Source organism: Marivita sp. S0852, assembly GCF_046591575.1.
Classification (GTDB): domain Bacteria; phylum Pseudomonadota; class Alphaproteobacteria; order Rhodobacterales; family Rhodobacteraceae; genus Marivita.
In genome coordinates, this window is record NZ_JBIQWA010000018.1 from 1 (window position 1) to 20,923 (window position 20,923).

14 protein-coding genes are annotated in these 20,923 nt (G+C 57.0%); 4 read left to right on the top strand and 10 right to left on the bottom strand.

The features are described 5' to 3' along the window. Positions 1 to 881: 881 nt before the first annotated feature. Together ACG74X_RS20405 and ACG74X_RS20410 are read right to left on the bottom strand one after the other, a co-directional pair. Complete coding sequence (locus ACG74X_RS20405) at positions 882 to 1,145, bottom strand: hypothetical protein (protein ID WP_411237168.1); 264 nt, start codon at positions 1,143 to 1,145, stop codon at positions 882 to 884. Further along, positions 1,114 to 1,353, bottom strand: coding sequence for a hypothetical protein (locus tag ACG74X_RS20410; protein WP_411237169.1), 240 nt, complete (start codon positions 1,351 to 1,353; stop codon positions 1,114 to 1,116). The genes ACG74X_RS20405 and ACG74X_RS20410 overlap by 32 nt, the downstream gene beginning before the upstream one ends. 627 nt (positions 1,354 to 1,980) lie before the next feature. Between ACG74X_RS20410 and ispD the strand changes: the two genes are divergently transcribed. After that, on the top strand, positions 1,981 to 2,661 hold the full coding sequence (gene ispD, locus ACG74X_RS20415) for a 2-C-methyl-D-erythritol 4-phosphate cytidylyltransferase (protein WP_411237170.1): 681 nt from the start codon (positions 1,981 to 1,983) through the stop codon (positions 2,659 to 2,661). Here ispD and ACG74X_RS20420 read toward each other — a convergent pair. After that, positions 2,652 to 4,442 carry an ABC transporter ATP-binding protein gene (locus ACG74X_RS20420; protein ID WP_411237171.1) on the bottom strand — a complete coding sequence of 597 codons (1,791 nt, stop codon included), beginning with the start codon at positions 4,440 to 4,442 and terminating at the stop codon, positions 2,652 to 2,654. The genes ispD and ACG74X_RS20420 overlap by 10 nt on opposite strands. A gap of 135 nt (positions 4,443 to 4,577) precedes the next feature. Here ACG74X_RS20420 and ACG74X_RS20425 point away from each other — a divergent pair, with 135 nt between their 5' ends. From ACG74X_RS20425 to ACG74X_RS20435, 3 genes are all read left to right on the top strand, one after another. After that, positions 4,578 to 5,267 carry a lysophospholipid acyltransferase family protein gene (locus ACG74X_RS20425; RefSeq protein WP_411237172.1) on the top strand — a complete coding sequence of 230 codons (690 nt, stop codon included), beginning with the start codon at positions 4,578 to 4,580 and terminating at the stop codon, positions 5,265 to 5,267. A gap of 268 nt (positions 5,268 to 5,535) precedes the next feature. Further along, positions 5,536 to 5,838 carry a helix-turn-helix domain-containing protein gene (locus tag ACG74X_RS20430; RefSeq protein WP_411237173.1) on the top strand — a complete coding sequence of 101 codons (303 nt, stop codon included), beginning with the start codon at positions 5,536 to 5,538 and terminating at the stop codon, positions 5,836 to 5,838. Between the two features lie 112 nt (positions 5,839 to 5,950). Next, positions 5,951 to 7,621 carry a hypothetical protein gene (locus tag ACG74X_RS20435; protein ID WP_411237174.1) on the top strand — a complete coding sequence of 557 codons (1,671 nt, stop codon included), beginning with the start codon at positions 5,951 to 5,953 and terminating at the stop codon, positions 7,619 to 7,621. Between the two features lie 204 nt (positions 7,622 to 7,825). On the opposite strand, the gene ACG74X_RS20440 is transcribed toward ACG74X_RS20435, so the two are convergent. The 7 genes from ACG74X_RS20440 to ACG74X_RS20470 form a co-directional block, all read right to left on the bottom strand. Continuing rightward, complete coding sequence (locus tag ACG74X_RS20440) at positions 7,826 to 9,118, bottom strand: HlyD family type I secretion periplasmic adaptor subunit (RefSeq protein WP_411237175.1); 1,293 nt, start codon at positions 9,116 to 9,118, stop codon at positions 7,826 to 7,828. Positions 9,119 to 9,173: 55 nt separating this feature from the next. After that, positions 9,174 to 10,940 (bottom strand): type I secretion system permease/ATPase, encoded by a 1,767-nt coding sequence (locus ACG74X_RS20445; RefSeq protein WP_411237176.1) that lies wholly within the window; start codon positions 10,938 to 10,940, stop codon positions 9,174 to 9,176. 204 nt (positions 10,941 to 11,144) lie between these two features. Beyond that, the gene (locus ACG74X_RS20450) at positions 11,145 to 11,336 is read right to left on the bottom strand and encodes a hypothetical protein (protein WP_411237177.1); all 192 of its coding nucleotides are present in this window, start codon (positions 11,334 to 11,336) and stop codon (positions 11,145 to 11,147) included. 125 nt (positions 11,337 to 11,461) lie between these two features. Further along, positions 11,462 to 13,042, bottom strand: a complete 1,581-nt coding sequence (locus ACG74X_RS20455; protein WP_411237178.1) for a leishmanolysin-related zinc metalloendopeptidase — start codon at positions 13,040 to 13,042, stop codon at positions 11,462 to 11,464. Between the two features lie 188 nt (positions 13,043 to 13,230). Then, positions 13,231 to 13,623, bottom strand: a complete 393-nt coding sequence (locus ACG74X_RS20460; RefSeq protein WP_411237179.1) for a hypothetical protein — start codon at positions 13,621 to 13,623, stop codon at positions 13,231 to 13,233. Between the two features lie 196 nt (positions 13,624 to 13,819). Continuing rightward, the gene (locus ACG74X_RS20465) at positions 13,820 to 16,231 is read right to left on the bottom strand and encodes a beta strand repeat-containing protein (RefSeq protein ID WP_411237180.1); all 2,412 of its coding nucleotides are present in this window, start codon (positions 16,229 to 16,231) and stop codon (positions 13,820 to 13,822) included. A gap of 80 nt (positions 16,232 to 16,311) precedes the next feature. Further along, entirely contained in the window at positions 16,312 to 20,553 is a 4,242-nt protein-coding gene (locus ACG74X_RS20470; RefSeq protein WP_411237181.1) for a DUF4214 domain-containing protein, read from the bottom strand. Positions 20,554 to 20,923: the final 370 nt, after the last annotated feature.

Sequence of the window (20,923 nt, forward strand, 5' to 3'; positions counted from 1 at the left end):
GAAGCTTACCTGCGCGCCCTGATCGCCGTCCGGGCGGTAGGGGTCAATGGAGCCGCCGAACAAGGTGTATCTCGGGCCATGTGTCGGGGTCGGCATAGTCTTGGGTGATCAGACCGAAGAGGCTAACACTTGGGTCTGAGCCGAGGTCTTCAGACTTAACCTCTCCTGTTTGCAAGTTTAACCGGACGATTGCAGTTATCCTTGATGTCACTCCTTCGTCATGGCTAAATCCACGATTGTCACCATGAAATCCTAGGCCTGCAACACCAAAGTTGGACAATGGATGAAAAGAACGCACAAGAACTCGCAGTACACTCATCGGCGTTCGTCTCCATCTACAGCATCACAAACCAACGCAAAACGCTGCTCATTGCAGTCATACCGTGTGGTTAGATATCCTTTAGGAAGACTAGACTGCAGCCTACGGCTTTGACTCTCAGTCCAGTTGCCGCCCGGTATTTCGAAATGATGCGTAAGCACAGTAGGAATTTCTTCCCATTCTTCTCCATCTGGATGACGGTCCCCAGCACTTCCCACACCAATTTGTTTGATTCCTCCGTTCGTACCGGGATATTTCTGCGGGTTGGCTGATGCAAATCTGTAAACGTAAGTCCCGTCGCGTGGATACTGAATACGCACAATGGTAACCTGCGACGAGATCGTCAGCTCGTGGGTTCCGGTCGTAAGCTTGGTAAATTCATCGCCCTCCAGATCAACCGCCTCAGGCTGGATGATCACCACGCCCCCCTCCNTGACGATTGGTTCCTCCATGTAGATTGTGAAATCACTTTTCACGTCGTCCTCCGTTCCGGTCCAAGACAGCGCGAAGCCGCCGATACCCACGAGCGCGATCAATGCAACGAATGCCCACCCTTTACGCATCAGTTCAGATCGATACGGCCTGCTGTGATCTTCACAGCTTCAGATTGATCGATATCGAGACGTCGGCCGTTCAATTCAATTCCGCCGTCGGCGCGAAACAGCAAGGATGCCGCCCCGCAACGGATCAGGATTTCCTCGTGCGCATCGATGACCTTCCGCTTTCCGATCACTTCCTTGAAGTTCCCGGTGACGGAAACCCGGTAATCCCGTCCGACATTCGTGATCTTCGTCTCACCGACACGCTCGGTTGCGCTGTGTTCCACATCGAGCCCCAGGGACATCCACTGCTTTGCCCAGCAGATCCTGCGGCACCAGATCGGGGGTCTTGGACCGGACAATGACCTGCCCCTCGAACAGCTCCGAGATCGCCTCCCGCAAGCTCAGCTTCTGCGCCAGAAGCACATCCGCGCCCAACGGGCTCTCGATCCGCAAGATCCGCTCGGCCTGAATGAAGTCAGCTTCGGCATTCATAAGGCAGGCTCCAGAACAACGCGCTATAATTTCAATGCAGCGACCATACAGCCTGCAACACACAAATCAGCTGTTCCGCGAAACCGGGCAAAGACTGGCAAGATACAGCCGACGGTGGCTCAAAAGCCGGAAGACCCCCAGCCAGGCTCCGGATCGCCCATTGTGTACGCTCTCAAAGCCGCCGCGGGCAGAACATGACCAAGCGAGCGGCATCCAAACCAGCAGGCGGACCCTCGCGCCAGGTGCTGTTGCAAAAAGCTGGCTGAGGTCAATTGAATGCTGGCTTGACGCGCATTTGCCGTCTGAAACTCTTCTTTATGGCGATCTGTTCGAGCTTCGCACCATGTAGCGACATCAGCCACGATATGACTGCGACATGCAGGTCATGCTGGACGATGATCGCACCCGGAGTGCTTACACTTTTTAGAGCAAATACTCACATTTATTACATAATTAACCTTATGAGATTTTATATATCGAGCAGGGCGCGCACCACTCGGAAGTGCAACTCCTATTAGAAAACAACATGTTATCTAACAGGACGTCATCGTACGATCAAATGTCTTGCAGATCTGTTGGGATCTTGTGATCCCTTCGAGACATGCGGTGGCTGAAAAGGAAGATGTCGTGACCAATGCTGTCCTTATCGTTGCTGCCGGACGGGGCAGTCGGATGATGCGGGAGACGCCCAAGCAGTATCTTAAGCTTGGCGAGCGGGCGGTGCTTGATCACACGATCCACGCCTTTCTTGCGCTGGATCGGATCGACAGCGTGCAGGTGGTGATCCATCCTGATGATGCACATCTCTACACAGCGGCCACATCCGCGATCACGGATTCCCGTCTGATGCCTCCGGTGACAGGTGGCGCGTCGCGGGCGGCGTCGGTGCGGCTGGGGCTGGAGGCGTTGCAGGATGCGCCGCCCACCCATGTGCTGATCCACGATGCCGCGCGGCCGCAATGTTCGGCCGATCTGATCCTCCGGGTGATTGACGCGTTGGCACAGACCGATGGGGCGTTTGCGGCTTTGCCGGTGGTGGATGCGCTTTGGCAGACGGACGGTTTTTTCGCCACAACCCCGGTTCCGCGTGACGGGCTTTGGCGGGCGCAAACCCCGCAGGGCTTTCGCTATGACGCCATCTTGGACGCGCATCGGACGGTGCACACAGAGGCTGCGGATGATGTCGAGATCGCCCGCCTGGCCGGGCTGACCGTGCAGGTGGTCGAGGGGGAAGAGGACAATTTCAAGATCACCCTGCCCCGCGATCTGGCGCGTGCGGAACAGGGTCTGAAACGCCGTCAGTTATAGCTTTTCTTTTGTGCGCCATACATGCCGGCATAAAGCCCGCCCTGCGCCATCAGATCGGCATGGGTGCCCTGTTCGACGATCTTTCCGGCATCCATCACATAGATCCAGTCAGCATGGGTGATGGCCGACAGCCGGTGCGCCACGATCAGCGTGGTCTTGCCCGCGGACAGCCGGTTGAGTGCCCGTTTGACGCGGTCCTCGGTCTTTTGATCCAGCGCCGATGTGGCCTCGTCCAGCAGCAGGATTGGGGAGGACCGCAAAAACGCCCGCGCGATGGCGATGCGCTGTTTTTGCCCGCCCGAAAGCTGGCTGCCTTTGGGGCCAAGCGGCTTGTCTCCGCGGTCATCCATCAGCCCGGCGATCTCGGCGGCTTCGGCGGCGGCGCGCACTTCGGCGTCGGTGGCATCGGGGCGCACGTAGCGGATATTGTCGGCAATCGAGCTGTTGAAGATCACGATGTCCTGCGCCACCACCGAAAAGGACGACCGCCACGCTTTGATCTTCAGATCGGTGATGGGTGTGTCGCCAATCCGCACCTGCCCGCCGGTCACGTCATACAGCCGGGTGAGCAGGCTGAGCACGGTGGTCTTGCCCGACCCGGTGGCGCCCACAATGGCGCTGACCTTGCCGCCGGGGAACGACATGTTCAGCCCCTCAAACAGCGGATCTTGCGGCGTATAGCCGAAAGACACATCCTGCAGCGTGATATCGGCTGAGGTGTCGAAATCGGTATGCGCGCCGGGTTTGTCAAAGATCGTCGGCGTTTCACGGTAGAGGCTGCGCACCCCGTCCAGGATGATCAGGTTCGCCTGCAGCTTGGCAAAGAACGACGCCAGCGACCGCGCCGGATCGAACACCAGAACAAGCCCCAGAAGATAGGCGATGATCCCCGCCCCATCGAGCCCGAAATCGCCTGACAGCACCATGTAGCCACCCCCGCCGATGACCAGCACATAGACCACCGCCGCCATCATATCGATCGCCGGCAGCACCAGCGCCTGCGCCGATTGCAGGCGGATCGACAGGTTGCGGATGTTCTTGGTCGAGGTCACAAGACGGTCCCGCTCCATCGGTTCCTGACCGGCGATTTTCACCGTGCGCATGCCCGATGACATCTCGTCGATGCCGGTCATATAGGCCCCAAGCGCGTTTTCCGCCTTGGCCTGAATGCCCTTGATCTTGGCCGACACGTGTTGAAGCAACAGCAGGATTGTCGGCAGGATGATCGCCGCCGACAAAAACAGCACCGGGGATTTGTAGATCAGATAGCCCGACACGATGATCACCGTGGCCGCATCTCGCAGCGCGTTCACGGTGGCCTGGCCGACAAAGGTGCTCAGCCCCTGGGACTGGTTGACCAGCCGCAGGATGATCTCGCCCGATTGGGTGCGTTCGAAAAACGCCAGGTCCAGCGTCATCAGATAATCAATCAGATCGCGCCGCATCTTCATCACCGCGTCGCTGGCCAGCCGCACCGACAGGCGCGGAATCAGATAGGAAATGATCGCCCGCGTGGTGAACAGGCCAAACACCACGGCACAGACCCGCACCAGATCGCCCATTGCGCCGCTTTCAAAGATCACCCGCAGCCCGTCTTCGGTGAGCGACAGGAACTGCTGATACACCAGCCCCTGAATGGTGATCATCCCCAGCACAACGAGCAGCCACGGGGCCTTGGATTTCAGGTAATTGTCCCAGAACCAGCGAATATTGGCGCGGTCCAGTTCAGAGAACATGGGCCGCTTTTCTTTTGGCTCTTTCGGGAGTTTGGGCTGGGCCATGCAGAGTTCCATCTGGGTCGTGAACCTGCCTCTAACGCGAAATGCAGACAAGGTCAGCCCCCACATGTGATTGCTTGCCATCATGGGCGGAGATCGCGAAACAGGAGGGGTCGTCAATTGAAATGGCCCTGCCCGATGTCCTTGCGCAAACGGATCGAGAAATCAGCCGCCTTCTCGGCGCTCCCTGGCACGCTGATCACCCGCTATCTGGCGCTGTGCGACCGCACCACACGCTGGCAGATCGAAGGTCTGGACGTGTTGCAGGCGGCGCTGGCCGATGGTCCGGTTCTGCTGATGATGTGGCACAGCCGCATGATGATGGGGGCCCGTCACTGGCCGGATACCCATGCCCCCGCCTCAAGCCTGCATCACCGGTCCCCTATGGGGCGGATCTCGGGGGTGATGCAGCGTCAGGAAGGCCTGACCCCGTTCGAGATGTCGCGCAACAAATCCAACCTTGTCGCCTCGCGTCAGATCCTCAAGCGCTTTCACAGCGGGATCAGCATCGTGATGACGGGCGATGGCCCGTCCGGCCCCGCACATCACCTGCAATCGGCACCGCTGGAATGGGCCTGCCGCCTGAACGCGCCGATCTTTGCCTACGCGTTTTCCACCACCCGCGGCAAACACCTGTCAACCTGGGATCGCATGCTCTTTCCCTATCCGTTCGGCCAGGGCGCACAGGTCTTTGCCCGTTATGACCCGGACACCCGGACCCCACTGCGGAGCATGGATCGCAAGACCCTGGGCCGGGCGCTGGAACAGTTCATGGATGACGCCACCTCCCGGGCCGATGCGTTGCTGGGGCTACCTGCCGGGGTGTAATCCGGAAAATTTCAGCCCCGCGCCGTGGAACCCTGACCGGAGCACACCGGTTTGGGCTATAAATGCCGCCTGATCTTACCAAATTCAGGGGGGTGAACATATCTTGGGCACTGCATCTATCCATCAACAGTGATTTTCCTCATTTTCGATCACATCTTTATGTGAGCGTTTGCCATCGGCGAAAACCTGCTATATAGTGGATCACTGAACACCCCTGTTTTCACTCGACGGGTGTGTTTCCCCGATGCTGCCAATTGAGGGTTAACCCATGCTTGCAGAGCTGCATAAATCGACGCCTGAAGAAGCCAAGGAACACCGTGCGACTTTGGGTCTGTGGCTGAAATCGCTGCGCGAGGCGGAAGGCCTGTCGCAGCGCGATCTCGCGGATCGTCTGTCACTGGATTACTACACCTTCATTTCGCAGCTGGAAAACGGTCGTGGCAAAATTCCCGCGCATCGCTATGCGGAATGGGCCGTGGCACTTGGACAAGAGCCGAAAAGCTTTGTTCGGGAACTGCTGCGCTATTATGAACCGCTGACCTATCAGATCCTGTTCGAAGACGCGGGCTGACGCACGATCCGGGCACCAGACCGGAGCGCCGATGCTGCGTATCTTTGCTGGATCGTTACGATAATCAGCGGTACAGTACGACACGACGAAGATTGATCGGGACGATCCCCCTATGGCGAAAATCCTTACCTTCCGGAATAAAGGCGATGCCCCCTCTGGGCAGGGCTTTCTGACCGACGAGACCCAGACCTTGTCGTTCCGGACAAGCGAGGATGGTGCGGTCAGTCTTGGAGATATCACTCAGACCGGTTTGCCCGCCGCGCTGTTTCCCGATCCCAAGAAAGACTGGAGCAATCAGGAACTGGCCAATCTGTTCCGTGTGCGCCAGCTGCTTGGTGCCGCCAATGTGCCGATCGAAACAGATCGGGGTGTCACAGACGAGGGTGATCCGTGGTTTGTGTTTTGCCATATGAACGGCGAGGTGTTCATTCATCTGTGCCGGATTGACGGCGTCTACATTCTGGACAGCCCCAATGTTCAACGCCCGCTGCGCGGTGCCGATTTTGACGAATTGATTGCGGATTTCACCAATCAGGCGATGCCCGCACAGATTTCTGACAAAGACACGGAACGCCGCGTGGTCCGGTTTGAGCGTGGCGGCAAGGTGCGTCTGCACCCGTCTGCCATGCTTGCCGCATTGATCTGGACCCTGTTCCTGGCCTCTGAAGAGCTGGTACTGCTGGCCCCAGAGGACAGCGACGCGGACACCGACCGGCTTTTGGATTTCGACGGCATGTTTGCCGTGAACAAGATCGAAGACACACCAGACAATCTGATCCTCGAAGACGACACGCTGGATTGGGACCAGATGGTCAAGGACGGCAGTGTCGACGCCGACACTCACGCGGCGGATCAGCAGATCCAGATGCGCGACACGCTCCATCAGCAGCAAGGCCTGACCGTTCAGAACAACGCCTTCACAATGGGTCTGAGCACCATAGCGATTGCAATGGGGTTCATGTCGGAAACGGTATTGCTCGACAATCAGCGCAAGGTCCTGGAAAACCTGAAAGAGCTGGGTTTTTCGGAATATGGATCAGACGCGCAGCAGGTCGCACAGCTTGATCTTCCCGACGATGCCGAGGGCGGTGCCCTTCTGTCGATGCTGGCCGAGTTTCTTGGTCTGGATCTGTCGCTCAATACAGAGCTTGCAGAGGCCGCGAACGTCAGATCAGAGGCCGCGGTTGCGGCAGAGGAATTGGCCAATCTGTCAAACGACATGGGCACAGACGAGGTCTTGGTTGCCGCCAAGGCGACGGCCCCTGTTGTTATCCGCGACAAGGGCGCGGACGCCGAAGCGGAATATACCGAGACACCGACCGAGCTGTCGCCAGATGTCGTGGACCCGCGTGACACCGCCGAGGGAGAAGGCGGTCTCAGAACCGAAGCGGTGCAGGATACGCTTTTGCAAACTCTGACAGAGGCGGTGCAGAACTGGTCGACGCTGGATGAAATCACAGTCGGTCATCTGACCTTCAAAACAAGCTCTGGCCTGTCGGAAGAAGACGCCTTTGCCCTGTTTGGCTGGATCGACACATCCTTGCCAGAGGCAAGCACCAATTATCGTGAGTTTGATTCCGTTGCATCGAAACTGATCGAGTTTCTGGAAGCAAAAGATGGCGACATCTATTTCCTCAAGAGCAACAATGGCGTGATCATGATTGATGTCAGCGCGCAGACCGGTGGCGAAACATCGACCATCCATTGGGAAGCCGAAGACGGGCGGACGATTTCATTTGTGGGGCTTCAGGCCGACTTTGAACAATTTGACATGATCGCCTGATCTTTTTGAGCATGTCGCGCAAAAGTGGGAACCGGTTTCGGGCTCCTTTAACGTGCGCAATCAAAAGCTTGGGACGTGGCGTGTGAACACGACACGTTCTACGGGCATTGTCACAGCAAAAGGCCGCCGCTTTATTCAAAGCGGCGGCCTTTTGAATGGGGCGTCCTGCGGAGGTATTGTCAGACGATATCTTGCCCAGGGCGCTTATTCTTCGATCATGCTTTTGCGCACCGCGTCCATCAGTGGTGACACGATAAAGTTCGCAACAGTGCGTTCGCCGGTCGTGATGATCACATCTGCGGGCATACCGGCGGTCAGGCGGTCCTTGATTTCAGCCGGGATATCGGCCTCGTCCACGATGACACGCGCCAGGAAGTAAGGCGGCTCATTCGGGTTGTCGGGTGTGATGACATCGCCAGAGACCGTTTCAACCGATCCCAGCATGATCGGTGTCAGTTTGGTTTTGAACGCGGTAAAGCGCACTTCGGTTGACAGGCCGGGGGCCACGTTGTCCTTGTCGATCGGCGACACGCGCGCATTGATGATCAGCTCTTCATCCTCGGGCACCAGCTCCATCAGGATATCGCCCGGACGGACCACAGATCCCACTGTGTGCACCTTGAGGTTCTGGATCGTGCCCGATCCCGGAGCACGGATTTCGGTGCGGTTCAGCACGTCTTCCGCCACCTTGCGGCGCTCTTGCAATTCGCTGATTTCAGCCCGGATCTGCTCCAGTTCGGTATTGGCCTTCTGGCGGTATTCCTGCGTCAATTGCAGGATCTGCAATTCGGTTTCGCCGATGCTGGCCCGCGCCTGCGCGATGTCCGAGATCACCTGACCCAGATTGGCCTCGATCTCGATCAGTTCGTCTTCACGCTGGCTTAGCACGTTGCCCTGGATAAGCCCCCGGCTTTCGCCGTCCCGCATGCGGTCCAGCATTTCGGTGTAATTGTCGATCCGGCGCTGAAAGGCGGATTTCTGCAATTCCAGGCCCTCGATCTGCACCTCGATCTGACCCGAACGCGCGCGCAGGATGTCTTCCTGTGATTTCAGGATCGACCGGCCTTCGCGAAACAGATCTTCCTGATCTTCGCGGACCGCCCCGACGATCTGGTTTTCGCCGGAAACAAGATCGGCCGGAAAGACGATGTCCTCCGCCAGCTTGCGCTCTGCCAGAAGCCGCGCCTCGATCATGCGGGCCACGTCCAGACGGGTGGACAGCACCCCAAGGTTGGAACGGGCCTCGACCGCGCTTAGACGCAACAGGATGTCGCCCTGTTCGACGGAATCCGCTTCCTTGACGCGGATTTCCTCGACAATTCCGCCTTCGAAATGCTGGACGACCCGGCGGTTCCCTTCCAGAGAGATTGTCGCGGGTGCCACCACGGCGCTGTCAAGCTTGGCCACGGCGGCCCAGCTTCCCAACACACCGAAGGTCAGGAAGATCAGGGCAAAGCCGGCAAGGGCCACGGGTTTCGGACTGGGCTTTTGCGCCATGTGTCAGCTCCTCAAGAGCGGTAAGTCAGTGTTGTTCAGGACAGGCCGGCGCTGTCTAGGCGCGCGGCGTGTCCGCCATGCTCACAACGGCCGGAGCCTCTGTCGGCGCCTCGGCCTTTTTCTTTTCTGCAGCTTCCTTGGCTTGGGCCTGCTGCTGCGCCTGTTGGGCAAAGATTTCACGGGTCGGGCCAAACTTCTCGATCTGGCCGTTCACCAGCATCAGGGTCTTGTCGGACAGTGCCAGCAGGTTGGCCTTGTGCGTGACCAGAACCACCGTCTTGCCGCGCTTTTTCATTTCCTGAATACAATTGGCCAACGCCTGTTCGCCATGGGCATCAAGGTTCGAATTGGGCTCATCCAGCACAATCAGGCTGGGTTCGCGGAACACCGCACGGGCCAGGCCGACACGCTGCCGCTGACCGCCCGAAAGACCGTTGCCACCGTCACCCACATCCGTGTCATACCCATCGCTCAGCGTGGCGATCATTTCATGCGCCCCCGACAGGGTGGCCGCCGCAATGACATCCTTGTCCGGCACATTGTCGATAAAGCGTGCGATATTCTCGGACACCGTGCCGCGGAACAGTTTCACATCCTGCGGCATATACCCCATAAAGCGGCCCAGCTGGTCACTGTCCCAATGGTGCAGCTCCACACCTTCGAGACGCACGGCACCGGATTGCGGTTGCATCGCGCCCACAAGATGGCGCACCAGCGTGGATTTGCCGGACCCGCTTGGCCCGATCACCGCCAACACCTCGCCCTGTGACACGTTAAAGGAAATGCCCTTCAGAATTGGCTTTTTTGAACCCGGTGCCGACGCGATCAGGTTTTGCACCACAAGGTTGCCCTTGGGCGCCGGAAGCTGCATCCGGTCTTCTTCGTCGCCGAGCACTTCAAAAATCTCTGTCAGACGCTTATGCGCCTGGCGCGCGGCCACGAATTGCTTCCACTGGCCCACGGCCTGTTCCACCGGTGCCAGGGCGCGGCCCATCACGATAGACGCCGCAATCATGATCCCCGGAGAGATCTGCTGCAGAATGGCCAGATAGGCCCCGGTGCCCAGAATGGCGATCTGCAGCGACATGCGCACGAATTTGGTCGACGCCATAATGGCCCCTGCCCGCCCCGACGCTTTGGCCTGGGCATCCAGAACCTCATCATGCTGCTTGAGCCAGCGATTGGTCAGCGGCTTTTCCATGCCAAGCGCGCGGATCACCTCGGCGTTCTGCACCGTGGTGTTCACGAAATGCGCCGCCCCCTGATTGGCGGTCCCGGCCTCTTGCAAAAGCCCACGGGTGGCAAATTCATTTGTCAGCGCAAGAATAAAGATGATCACCGCACCAGCAGTGGCCACCATGCCAAGCCAGGGATGGAAGGCAAAACACAGCGCCAGAAACAACGGCACCCAGGGCGCGTCAAAGAACGACAGAATCCCCTGCCCCGTCAGGAATTCGCGCACCCGGTCAACATCCTGCAAGGTGGCATGCGCGCCGGAATTCGGGGCCAGCAATTGTTTGCGCACCACGCGGTTGAAGGCCGGATTGGCCAGCATATCGTCAAACTGCAGCCCCGCCCGCACCAGCATTTTAGAGCGGATGAATTCCAGAAACCCATATGTGATCAACAAGGCCACGGCGATGGCCGAAATCATGATCAGGGTCAGTTCGTTCCGGCTTGCCAACACGCGGTCATAGACCTGCAACATGTAAAGCGGCCCGACAAACATCAGGAGGTTCGAGAAAAAGCTGAACACAACCGTGGCGAAGATGATCGCCTTGAACCGTCCATATGCTTTCTTGAGGGGTGACGTGGCTTTCATGGGCGCAAACGTCCTTTATATTTTATCAGGGCCGATACCTGTTTATGAACTCGGGGCCTGCCCGCCCGAACACCGTTTAATTGGCGCAATCCATACACCAGACAGGGTGATGATGCAATTGTACGCGCATCGTCACCCTGCCGGAACTGTATGAAAAAACCATGTGCGGATGCGTGGCATATGCGCCAGCCCCCGCCGACGCGGTTACGCGTCTTTCGGCAGCGCACCCTTAAGCGCCTGCGCATAGGCATTGCGCGCCGTCTGCGCAATCGCCAGCTCGCGCTTGAGCTCTTGTACCTTCTGATCACAATATTGCACGTTCAGCATATTGGTCTTGGCATCCTCCGGCAGAGTCTCGCTGTCATATTCCTTGCCGTCGATGGTGATCTTGGCCATGTCGGTCTCCTTTTGATGTGGACCCGTTTATGTCTTCGGCGCTCTTACCGAACTCTGGACCGTCCTGCAAAAAGAAATCCCGCCCGTGATTGGCTGTCCGAAGGGATGCCGTCTGAACATCCCGATCAAGCAAGCATAAAATCGCTCAACTGCGGCATGGTGGCTGCGGGTATACTGACGTCGAAGATCGTGTCATATCCCATGTCCTCAAGCGCCGCGACGGTCATGCCGGACATAAAATCGGCACTGCCCCCTATACCGGTCATCACTTCATTTGTGAATGTCGCCTCATCCCAATGGCCTCTCGCCGTCCCCGGCCCAAAATCAGTTTCAACAGGAACACCGGTCGCGGAATTTGCATCTGCAGTCGCGATAGCAACGAAAATCGCTTCATATGCCGCGATTGCATTTGGCCCAGTGAAGCGCAGGTCGGTCGTCCCTGAAAGCAGGCCAAGAAATTCTGCTTCCCAGATGGTGCCGAAACCGAGCGCGTGCAACATCTCATGCGCAACTGTGTCAACAAAAGTACCGTCTGCGACTTCTCGTGTCGCATCGGCGGTATCAAAACTCATACTGCCTTCCGATGGCAGCAAAGTACCTGGACGCAGGTCGTCTGGACCGGCAGAACCCACAACACCAAACGGGCCATCAATATCTTCCAACCGTGCAGTGATGCGGATGTCGTCAATCGCCCCCCGATCAGGCACGTCACCGGGAATCAAAGCGGAAAGATAATCGGCCGCAACCTCGAACGCTGTGCGCTGTCCGGCTGTGAACACACCATCGAACACCACTTCAATGTTGAAATTGGACACCACGCCATTGCCCCCCTGCCCCGAGATATAGATGTTTCCGGGTGCAACAGAGGTATCGAGCACGGTAACATTCGCCGAGGCCGCACCGTTGTCAAGCGACAGGGTCAGGGTCTCGGGTCCTTCGGTCAGCTGATCCGCAGCGATCTGAACCGCGATGCTCGCCGTTCCCCCTGCCCCAACTGTTGCTGTTCCGGCAAGCGGCCCTGTGATGTCAGCAGCACTGACGCCGGTGATGGTATAGGCCAGATCGGTTCCAGCGGCGACATTTGTGGTATTCAGAGTGAATGTCGTGGTTGCGCCTTCGTCGACAGTGATCGCATTCGGGGAAAGAGCATATGTAGGTCCGGATCCGCCAGTACCACCAGTATTGCCGGCGTTCGAAATAGAAGTGCCGAGGGTTACAGCGCTGCCCGCCTGCGGTGTGGTCGCGGTGATTGTGGCGATGCTTGCCGCATTGGTTGGATTGGCGATTGTAAAGCTGTTTGCCCCCGTCTGATTGAGCGTCACATTGCCATCGGTGAACTGAAGATCGATCGCTTGGTTAAGACCACCCGAAAACGTGGCATAGACAGAACCTCCCGAAGTCAAATTAAGCTGGCCAGTGACAGCATTGATTTGCAGCGTAGTATTAGCAGCCGTGCCCGCAACCTGAATGGTTTCGATATTGCCATCCAGAGTGGTCCCGATCGGGTTGCCTTGCAAAATTACGGTTTCGGAACCTCCAGCACGACCAGAAATGGTATCATTGGTATTGGTGCTGGACTGCGTGAAAGTATCATTCGCGGTAAGAAAGATGTTAGACATGTTTATACTCCAGACGCATTCGTCTTTTAATATGTTCCAATAATCTACGCACGCAAAATTGATATCGTACGCTTCGCTGAATCCCAAGATTAATTACAGCTCTTCTCAAAAATCTGATCACGTAAGAAACACTTAGCCACCTAGAATATAAAATCCTCAGACAGATTTAAGTGGTCCAAACTTATTCAAGAGCGCTTTAAATATACTGTCCAACTCAACGATCATAAGAAATGTGCCTTGAAAACGAATAGCCCCATCCAGAGCAACTCTCTTAATCAAACCACCATCAGTGATTTCAAAATCGGCAAACGCTCACTCTGGAACACGGTATATTGCTTTTGTATCTCGGCCAGTTGCGCCTCGGCGGTTTCAACCGCCGTACCATCCACCACAACGCGCTGTCCCTGCGCGATCAGCTTGCTGTCAGCCCCGCTGATGGCGGCGATGATATCGCCCGATCCGTCGCGGATGGTCAGTGAATTGCCGAAGCTGGAACAGGTGAAATCCGCGATCGGGCCGGGCAGGTCGATCCGGTCGACCGTGCTGGCAAGGGCGGCCCCCCTGACCCCGTCAAGAAACACCACCTGTTCGGCCCCCGCACTGCCAAAGACCAGCGCGCCGTCATTGGCGACAATATAGGTTTCATCGGTCAGAAAGATGCGCGGCATGGTCTGGAGCCTTTTGAAAAACCGGGAAGATTCGGAGGGAACACGAAGCGGACTATACCGCCGCGCCCTGCCCCGGCCTGTGTCTTATGACCCACCCAAAGATCGAAAGATGGCCTGATCTGTCGGCGGCCTCCGAACGTGAAAAGGGCCACCCGGAGGTGGCCCAATTCGGATTGCTCAGATCGCTGTGAGGCGATTAGGCGATGAAATCACCCGCATCAAGCGCACCGGTCAGACCGACAAGTTCGATCACCAACGCACCGGTGGCATCCCCTGTCGCTGTACCTTCAACTGCAACATATGTGCTGCCGTCATAAGTAAACTGGAGTGCTTCCAGACCAGAGTCATTCGCCGCGTCAGCCGCTGCAAAGGCCGCTGTGACCGCATCACCAAGAGTGGCCCCGGTTACAGCCGTCGACAGGACCTCAACAGTTACGGAGTTCACAAACTTGATCTCGTCCGCGCCACCAGCGAAGCCGGTGATCGTGTCTGTGTTTGTCGCGTCCGATTCCGCTGGAACCGTGTAAACAAACGTGTCGAGAGTACCACTTGCCGACATCTCATCGGCACCGGCACCGCCAGTGATCTCAAACACGACGCCACCGGTCGTCGCAATTGAGCTCGCAGTGATCGTAGACAGATCAATGGTATCATCATTTGCAGTACCGGAGATCGAAAGCGTGCTGTTCGCACTGCCGTCACCTGTAACAGTCAACGCCTCGCCAGAGATCTGGTCCGCTGCAACAGTTGCGTTCGCGACCAGATCAAGCGTTTCGACATTTGCGATGGTGACATTGACACTGGAAAGGTCAGCACTTGTATCAAGCTGCAACGTGTCGTCGTTGGCACCACCGTCAAATACGAGCGTGCCGCCTGTGGTAATGCTGGACACAAGAAGCGTGTCATCACCAGCGTCACCTTCAAACACGATCGTGCCAGCTGTAACGGTCGAGGCATCCACCTCGTCGACACCAGCACCGCCGGTGATCGCGGCTGTATTTGTTGCCGTGTTAATGGTGATCTCGGAGCCACCGGAACCTGCGGATGCTTCAAAATCGGCAGTTGTCAGTGTGGACACAAGCGTCAACTCACCTGTCAAAGCAGACGCATCAACCGCTGTCGCGTTTCCAGAGTCTGTGATTTCAACGTCGCCCATACCGGTGATTGCGACTTCACCGGTTGATGTCAAGGCCGTGACTACGACGTCACCTGCAACATCAATGGTTGTGTCAATCCCACCCACAGCCAAAGCTGCAAGCGTGGCATCCGCCGTGACATTGATGGTCGCCGAATTGGCAGTGTCAACTGTGAGGGATGTCTGATCATCGGCTGTCGACACGACAAGGTCTGTGTCTGTTGCGCTCAAGCCAGAAACAACCGTTGTGAAACCACTATCAGTTATTGCAACGGGGGCACCATCGACTTCATCGACGGTAACACCCGTCACGTTAACGTCGATGCTGTCAACGCTCCAATCCTCAACGTCCACGGTTGCAGCAGCATCAATCGCCGCCGTCAAAGTGCCAGATGTCTTGTCATTGACGATTTCATCACCTGCGAGGCCATCAGCAATTACTGTTTGATTACCTGTGCCATTAACAGTCAGTTCGGTAACCGCAGCTGCCGTGAGAGCGATTTCTGCATCTGCAGTGCCGGTGATTTCAGCTGTTGTTGCCGTATTAATCGTCAAACCGACATCGCCATTCACAATCACGGACGGGGTCTCAGTCGCCGCAGCGGTGATCGCGACCGTGTCTGCATCACCTGCATCGACGATGCTGTCTTCTACACCGGCGACTGTTAGACTTGTAACGTTGTCTCCGGCAGTGACATTGTTATCACCTGCATTGGTCACACCGGCCACACCGTTATAACCCAACTTGCTGGACCCGAGTGTGATTGTTGCGCCGGTGATATTTGTCGCATCCACGACGTTTAGTGCGCCTGCAATCTCGTCAATCTCAACATTGATGTTTTCGATGTTGGAGATGGTTGCCGCCTGGTTAAAGTCAGCGGTTGCAAGCATCACGTTGAGCGTGTCGTTGTCAGACGTCGATGAGTCTGCCACCGTGTCTGCAGCCTGCAAAGTGCCTGCGTCGCCTGTGAACGTGTCATTGCCTGCTGTACCGGCGAGCACGTCGTTACCTGTGGTCAGCTCATTGGTCGTGCCCGGACCACCGGGGCCGCCAGTGCCATCAGGCGCGTCGGATGTTGTGCCCGTGTCGATCTCGCTCGCCGCCGGTGTGATGGGGGCAGCTGCCGCCGGGGCCGACACGATCGTCTCGCCGCCCAGGGTCAGGGTTGTCGTCGCCGGATCGTAGGCCGCGTCGAGCGCGCCGTCCTGGAACACGATCTGCTTGTTGCCCGCCCCGGAGACCGTTGCGATCACGTTGCCGGAGGTGTCGGTGATCTGAAGCGTCTCACCCGCAGCGCGGAAGGTGTAATCGGCGATATTGCCGGACAGGTCGACCCGCTCGACATTTGCGGCAACCGAAACACCGGTCACGCCGGGAAAGATGTTGACTTGTTCGGTGCCTGCGGCACCCAGAATTTCCGCGCCGTCTGTTGCGGCGTTATAGTCTTCTGAATCTAGAAGTACGCGAGCCATGGAAGTGTATCCTTGTGTTCACCAGTGTTGGGATATGCCGCCCCCGGCAGAGGGGGCGGCACATTTCGTTGATATTCGTCTTAGACGATATCGAAGTTGCTCAGCGATGTCAGCGCGATTTCATCCGCGTTGGACAGACCGACGAAGTCAACCTCGATCGTGTTGCCTGCGTCCTGCCAGACCAACGTGATCTCACCATCCAGCAGCGCGGTGTCGACCAGGCTGATGTTGGAGGTGCCGGTGTCCGGGAAGTCCAGGTTGTCGTTGACGTAATCGAAGCCTGTGATGTCCACGTCGATGTTCTCGTTGGCAAAGATAAACGTCTCATCAACGGTGTTGTCGCCGGTCACAGCTGTGTCGGTGCCCGCCACGGGGACATTCGCACCACCACCGGGAGGGGGCGGCGGGGGCGGAGGCAGGACACCACCACCGTTCAGACCAGCCGCCAGAAGCGCATCGTAGGCGTTGGAGCCGACGAGGTTGCTTTCTGTCAGACCTGCAAGCGAGTCGCCGAAGTCCAGGCTGCCCAACAGGTTGGCCGAAACCGTACCGTTGTTGGTGCTGTCCGCATCTGTGGATGCATCGCCGTTCCAGGACAGTTCGAACACTTTGTACTCACCATCGTTGTCCGCATTCTCGACCATGAGGATCGATTTTGCAGCACCGTTGATCAGCTGATCGGTGTTCGCTGTTTCCGAATACTCGTCATCCGCGTTTGCGCCAGCGGCTGTCAGGCTACCGAAGCTGGAGTCACCGTCGAAGCCTGTGTAACCGCCACCGTTGTTGAACAGCTGCTCAACCACGCTTGCCGACAGAGCCTCAAACGTCTCGCCCGCGTCGTCGGTGTTGTCGAATGTGACAACAGAGACTTCGTTGGCCTGAACGTCTGCGGTGTTGGTGTCGAGTGTGACCGGGATCAGAACGTCAGAGTCGGAGCCAGCGGCTGCCGACAGGTTCTGCAGGCTTGTCAGGTAAGCGGAGAAGTCGAGGAAGTCGAGCCCACCGTCTACTGTCGCGCCAACACCGGATGTGGTGAAGTTCATCACCGTGTCGTCACCGAAGTTCGCACCTGTCAGAACGATTGTCTGGTTGCTTGCGCCATTCATGAGAGCGTTGTTGCTGCTCACTGTGAACGGGGTCACACCATCCGCGATTGCGTCTGTGGACAGAACGATCACGTCATCACCGGCACCGCCGTCAATGTCGTTGTCCTGCTCATAGATGCTTGCAGTACCTGCTGTGTGCAGGTTGTCGTCTGCCGAGTTGGCACCACCAGCAACACTCAGACCATCGTACCAAGCATTTGCAGTCGGGCTTGTCGTCAGGTTCGCACCCGGCGCCGTCGCCTGATAGCTTGCTGGTGTCGCGAAGGTCGCTGTCCCCCAGAGGTTGGTCAGGGTGAGGTCAGAGTTGCTGAACACCTGCTGTGCTTCGCTCAGAACAGCATTTGCATAGCTGTCTGTGTCGGCATCACGCTGATCGATATCGACCCGAAGATCAATCGCAGCAAAGTTGCCCGATGTCAGCGAGGCAACAACAACAGTGTTGTCGGCACCCATGGACGCCACAAGAAGCTTGCCCAGAACGTCGTCGTTGTTGATCGCGTCGATTACTGCGGCGTTCACGTCACGCTGGTCACCGTAGTATTCGTTGCCGTTGATCAGCGACTCGATTGTGGATGTTGCTTCGTAGCCATCGTCACCGGCAATCGCGCCTGCAGCTGCAACAGCCATGACGCCGCCACCCGCTGTCAGATCAGCAAGACCTGCACCGGAGAGAGTCACAGTAACGGTTGCGCCACCGACATAGGCCAACGATGTCTGAACACCTGGCAGATCATCTGGTGCAGAGCCACCAAGACCACCCGCCTGTGCATCTGCACGGACGTTGTCAAAGTTGAACGCCCAGACAGCATTCTGACCAACCGGGTTTGCGGCACCGTCTGTGTAGACTGTGTCGTTGCCTTCGCCGGCACGGATGTTGGCATTGCCGATATCCTGACCGAATGCGTCATCATCGATGGTGATTGTGTCGTTACCGGCACCTGTTTCGACCAGAACGTTGTCCAGAATTGCCTGGTTCAACTGCTCGTTCTGACCCAAGTCATCTTGCAGATTGAAGTCGATGAGAACGTTATCGTCACCACCGCCGGTGGAGATGTTCACGCTCGAACCAGCAAAGTCCAAAGCATCGCCATCAATCAACATGTCGATTGTGTCGTTGCCGCCACCTGTTGTCACGCTGTACGCCTGATCAACTTCATTGCCATCAAGCAACAGGCCAAGCTCAACGTCACCGCCACCTTGTGCTGTGATCGTGTCAGCATTGGTCACGCGACCGGCATTGTTTGCCGCATCCAGATCACCAAGCGTCAGATCGCCAAGGAACGCATCTGCGTTGATCAGCTCAAGATCGCCATTTTCGGCGTTGTCGACAAACGCGCCAGCAGCATCGACATTGTCGTTCTGATCAAAACCGTTGCGGACAGTCAGGCTGGCGAATGTTTCACCAGATGCGAACATGGCGTCGGTTGCGATGTAGACTTCACGCAGCTCGTCACCTGTCGAGGTGATTGTGCCAACGTTGGACGGCTTGGTCATGCCACCGTTCGGATCGTTGTCGCCAGCGCCCAGAACGTTGATGTTGATGACTTCGATGCCGTCAGCAATGCTGTCTTCGTTGGTGTTCTCGGACTTGCCGCCGATGACAACATCACCGCCTTCACCGCCGCGGCCTGCTTTGTGCAGATCGAGATCAACAGAGATCGGCTGGTCTTCAACTTCGTTTTCAGAGTTGAAACGACCGTAAACGTCGTACTCGCCAATCGGCTCTTCGATACGTGTAAAGCCGGTCGCTTCGACGCGAGTTCCGTCACCGGATGTCAGAACGATCGCAGGGATATCATCCGAGCGCGAGCCATCATCCAGGAAGGTGAAGTCTGTGACTGTCGGATCAAGCGTCAGGGTTGTGCCAGCAGGCAGAGTGCCATCAGCAATCAGCTCCTGAAGGCGAGGCTGGAGAGCGTTCACAAAGCCCTGGTGTGTGCCAGCAACGTTTGCCGCATCCGCGCTCAGGACAACGTCAACCGCATCTGCGCCTTCACCGATGGTGAAACGAATGCCGTCCACGTCGATGTTGTTCAGACGGTTCGGGTTGTTTGCGAGTTCCGCGTCTTCGTCCAGGAGGAAGTAGAAGATCTTGCCTTCGGCTTCCTGGCCAGACAGCAGATAGTCATTGTCGAACAGAGCTTCGAGGTCAGACGCATCGCCGTCTGTGTTGAAGTTGTCCGTGTGATCCATCGTGATGGTGATCTCGGAGGTGTTCCGTGCGGAACCGCCTGCGGTCAGCGTGGTCAGGTTTTCAATCTTCAGATCGCCGTCCGAGAAGAACGACCCGATCTCTTCATGATCTGTGATGTTTTTCGCATCAACAGTGATGAAGCCAGCGCCTTCAAAATCGTTATCACGCGCTTCGATATCGATTTCTTCAATATTTTTGAGGCGTGGCTGGATGTCTGTGGCACCAATGAGGTTGGTTCCAAGAAATTCGTTCGTCAGCTCTGCATACAGGCGGTCATTGCCTGCGCCACCGTCAAGACGGTCAGCAGAGGACAGCGAGTTGGAGATGCCGCCAGCAAACGGGTTCTGCTGGATGTAGCCCATGAACGCGTCATCATCGGCCGTGCCTGTCTCAACATCGGTGCCCGATGTCAGCAGGATTTCTTCACCAGGAACGCTTGGCGTGCCAAAGAATGAATCGATGGTGGATTTGGCTGCAACAACAGTCGCAGGAACGTCAGTCACACCTTCGATGATCGACTTGGCGCTGTTCTGAGCGGACGTGTCCGATGTGTAATCGATGCCAGCTGCGTCTGCAGAGTCGGTCCAGGTTGTGGAAACTTCGATCTTGTTGAGGATCGTTGTCAGGTCGTTGCCTTCGGCAGAGTTCTGCGCACCCTCGATGATCGACAGGATGATTTCACCAACGGACAGTGTGCCTGTGCCATCGATTGCAGAAATGAGCGCGTCGCTCCAGAAGTCCAGACCGGCCTGATCGGGCGCGCGGTTGAACAGGTTCAGATAAACCTCTGCGATAAAGCCTTCAGCTTCTGCTTCGGTCGGATCCTCCAGGAAAGGATAGGCAGCAAGTGTTTCCGGCTGCGTGGCAAAGTCCGTCGCGATGTCCGCGAGGCTCAGGTTCGGGTTGGCAACTGCGCTTTCCCAGAAATCTTCGCCAACCGGATCGGCAGCGCGGTCATAGTAACCGATATAAATCGCTGCGAGCTGCTGTTCAGCATTCAGCGTGCTTAGGTCGAGAGCCATAGCTTATCTTCCTCTTTAATTTCGGTGCCCGATTTATTCGGCCCCATAAACGATCGTTTGTTGTCCCCACCTTGAATCCGCCGAGATCTGGATTCACGATACACGTCACCCGGCAAAATACCGGCAGGGTTCAACTGGAAAGGCTTCTAACCCTTCGATTCCAGTTCAACAAGGGAAAATGTATAGCAAAACTCATACCCCTGTATAGTGTTTTATATACCCCCCTGCGAAACTTTACTAAATACCTGAAATTAAACGAATTCACATTTTTCAAGCACGGGGTTCGTGACCTTAAGGCAACAATGGGCGGCACGCCGGGGAAGGCCCGGTTGATGAGATGCAGGTCACCGCTCAGCGCCCGAAGCGCAGG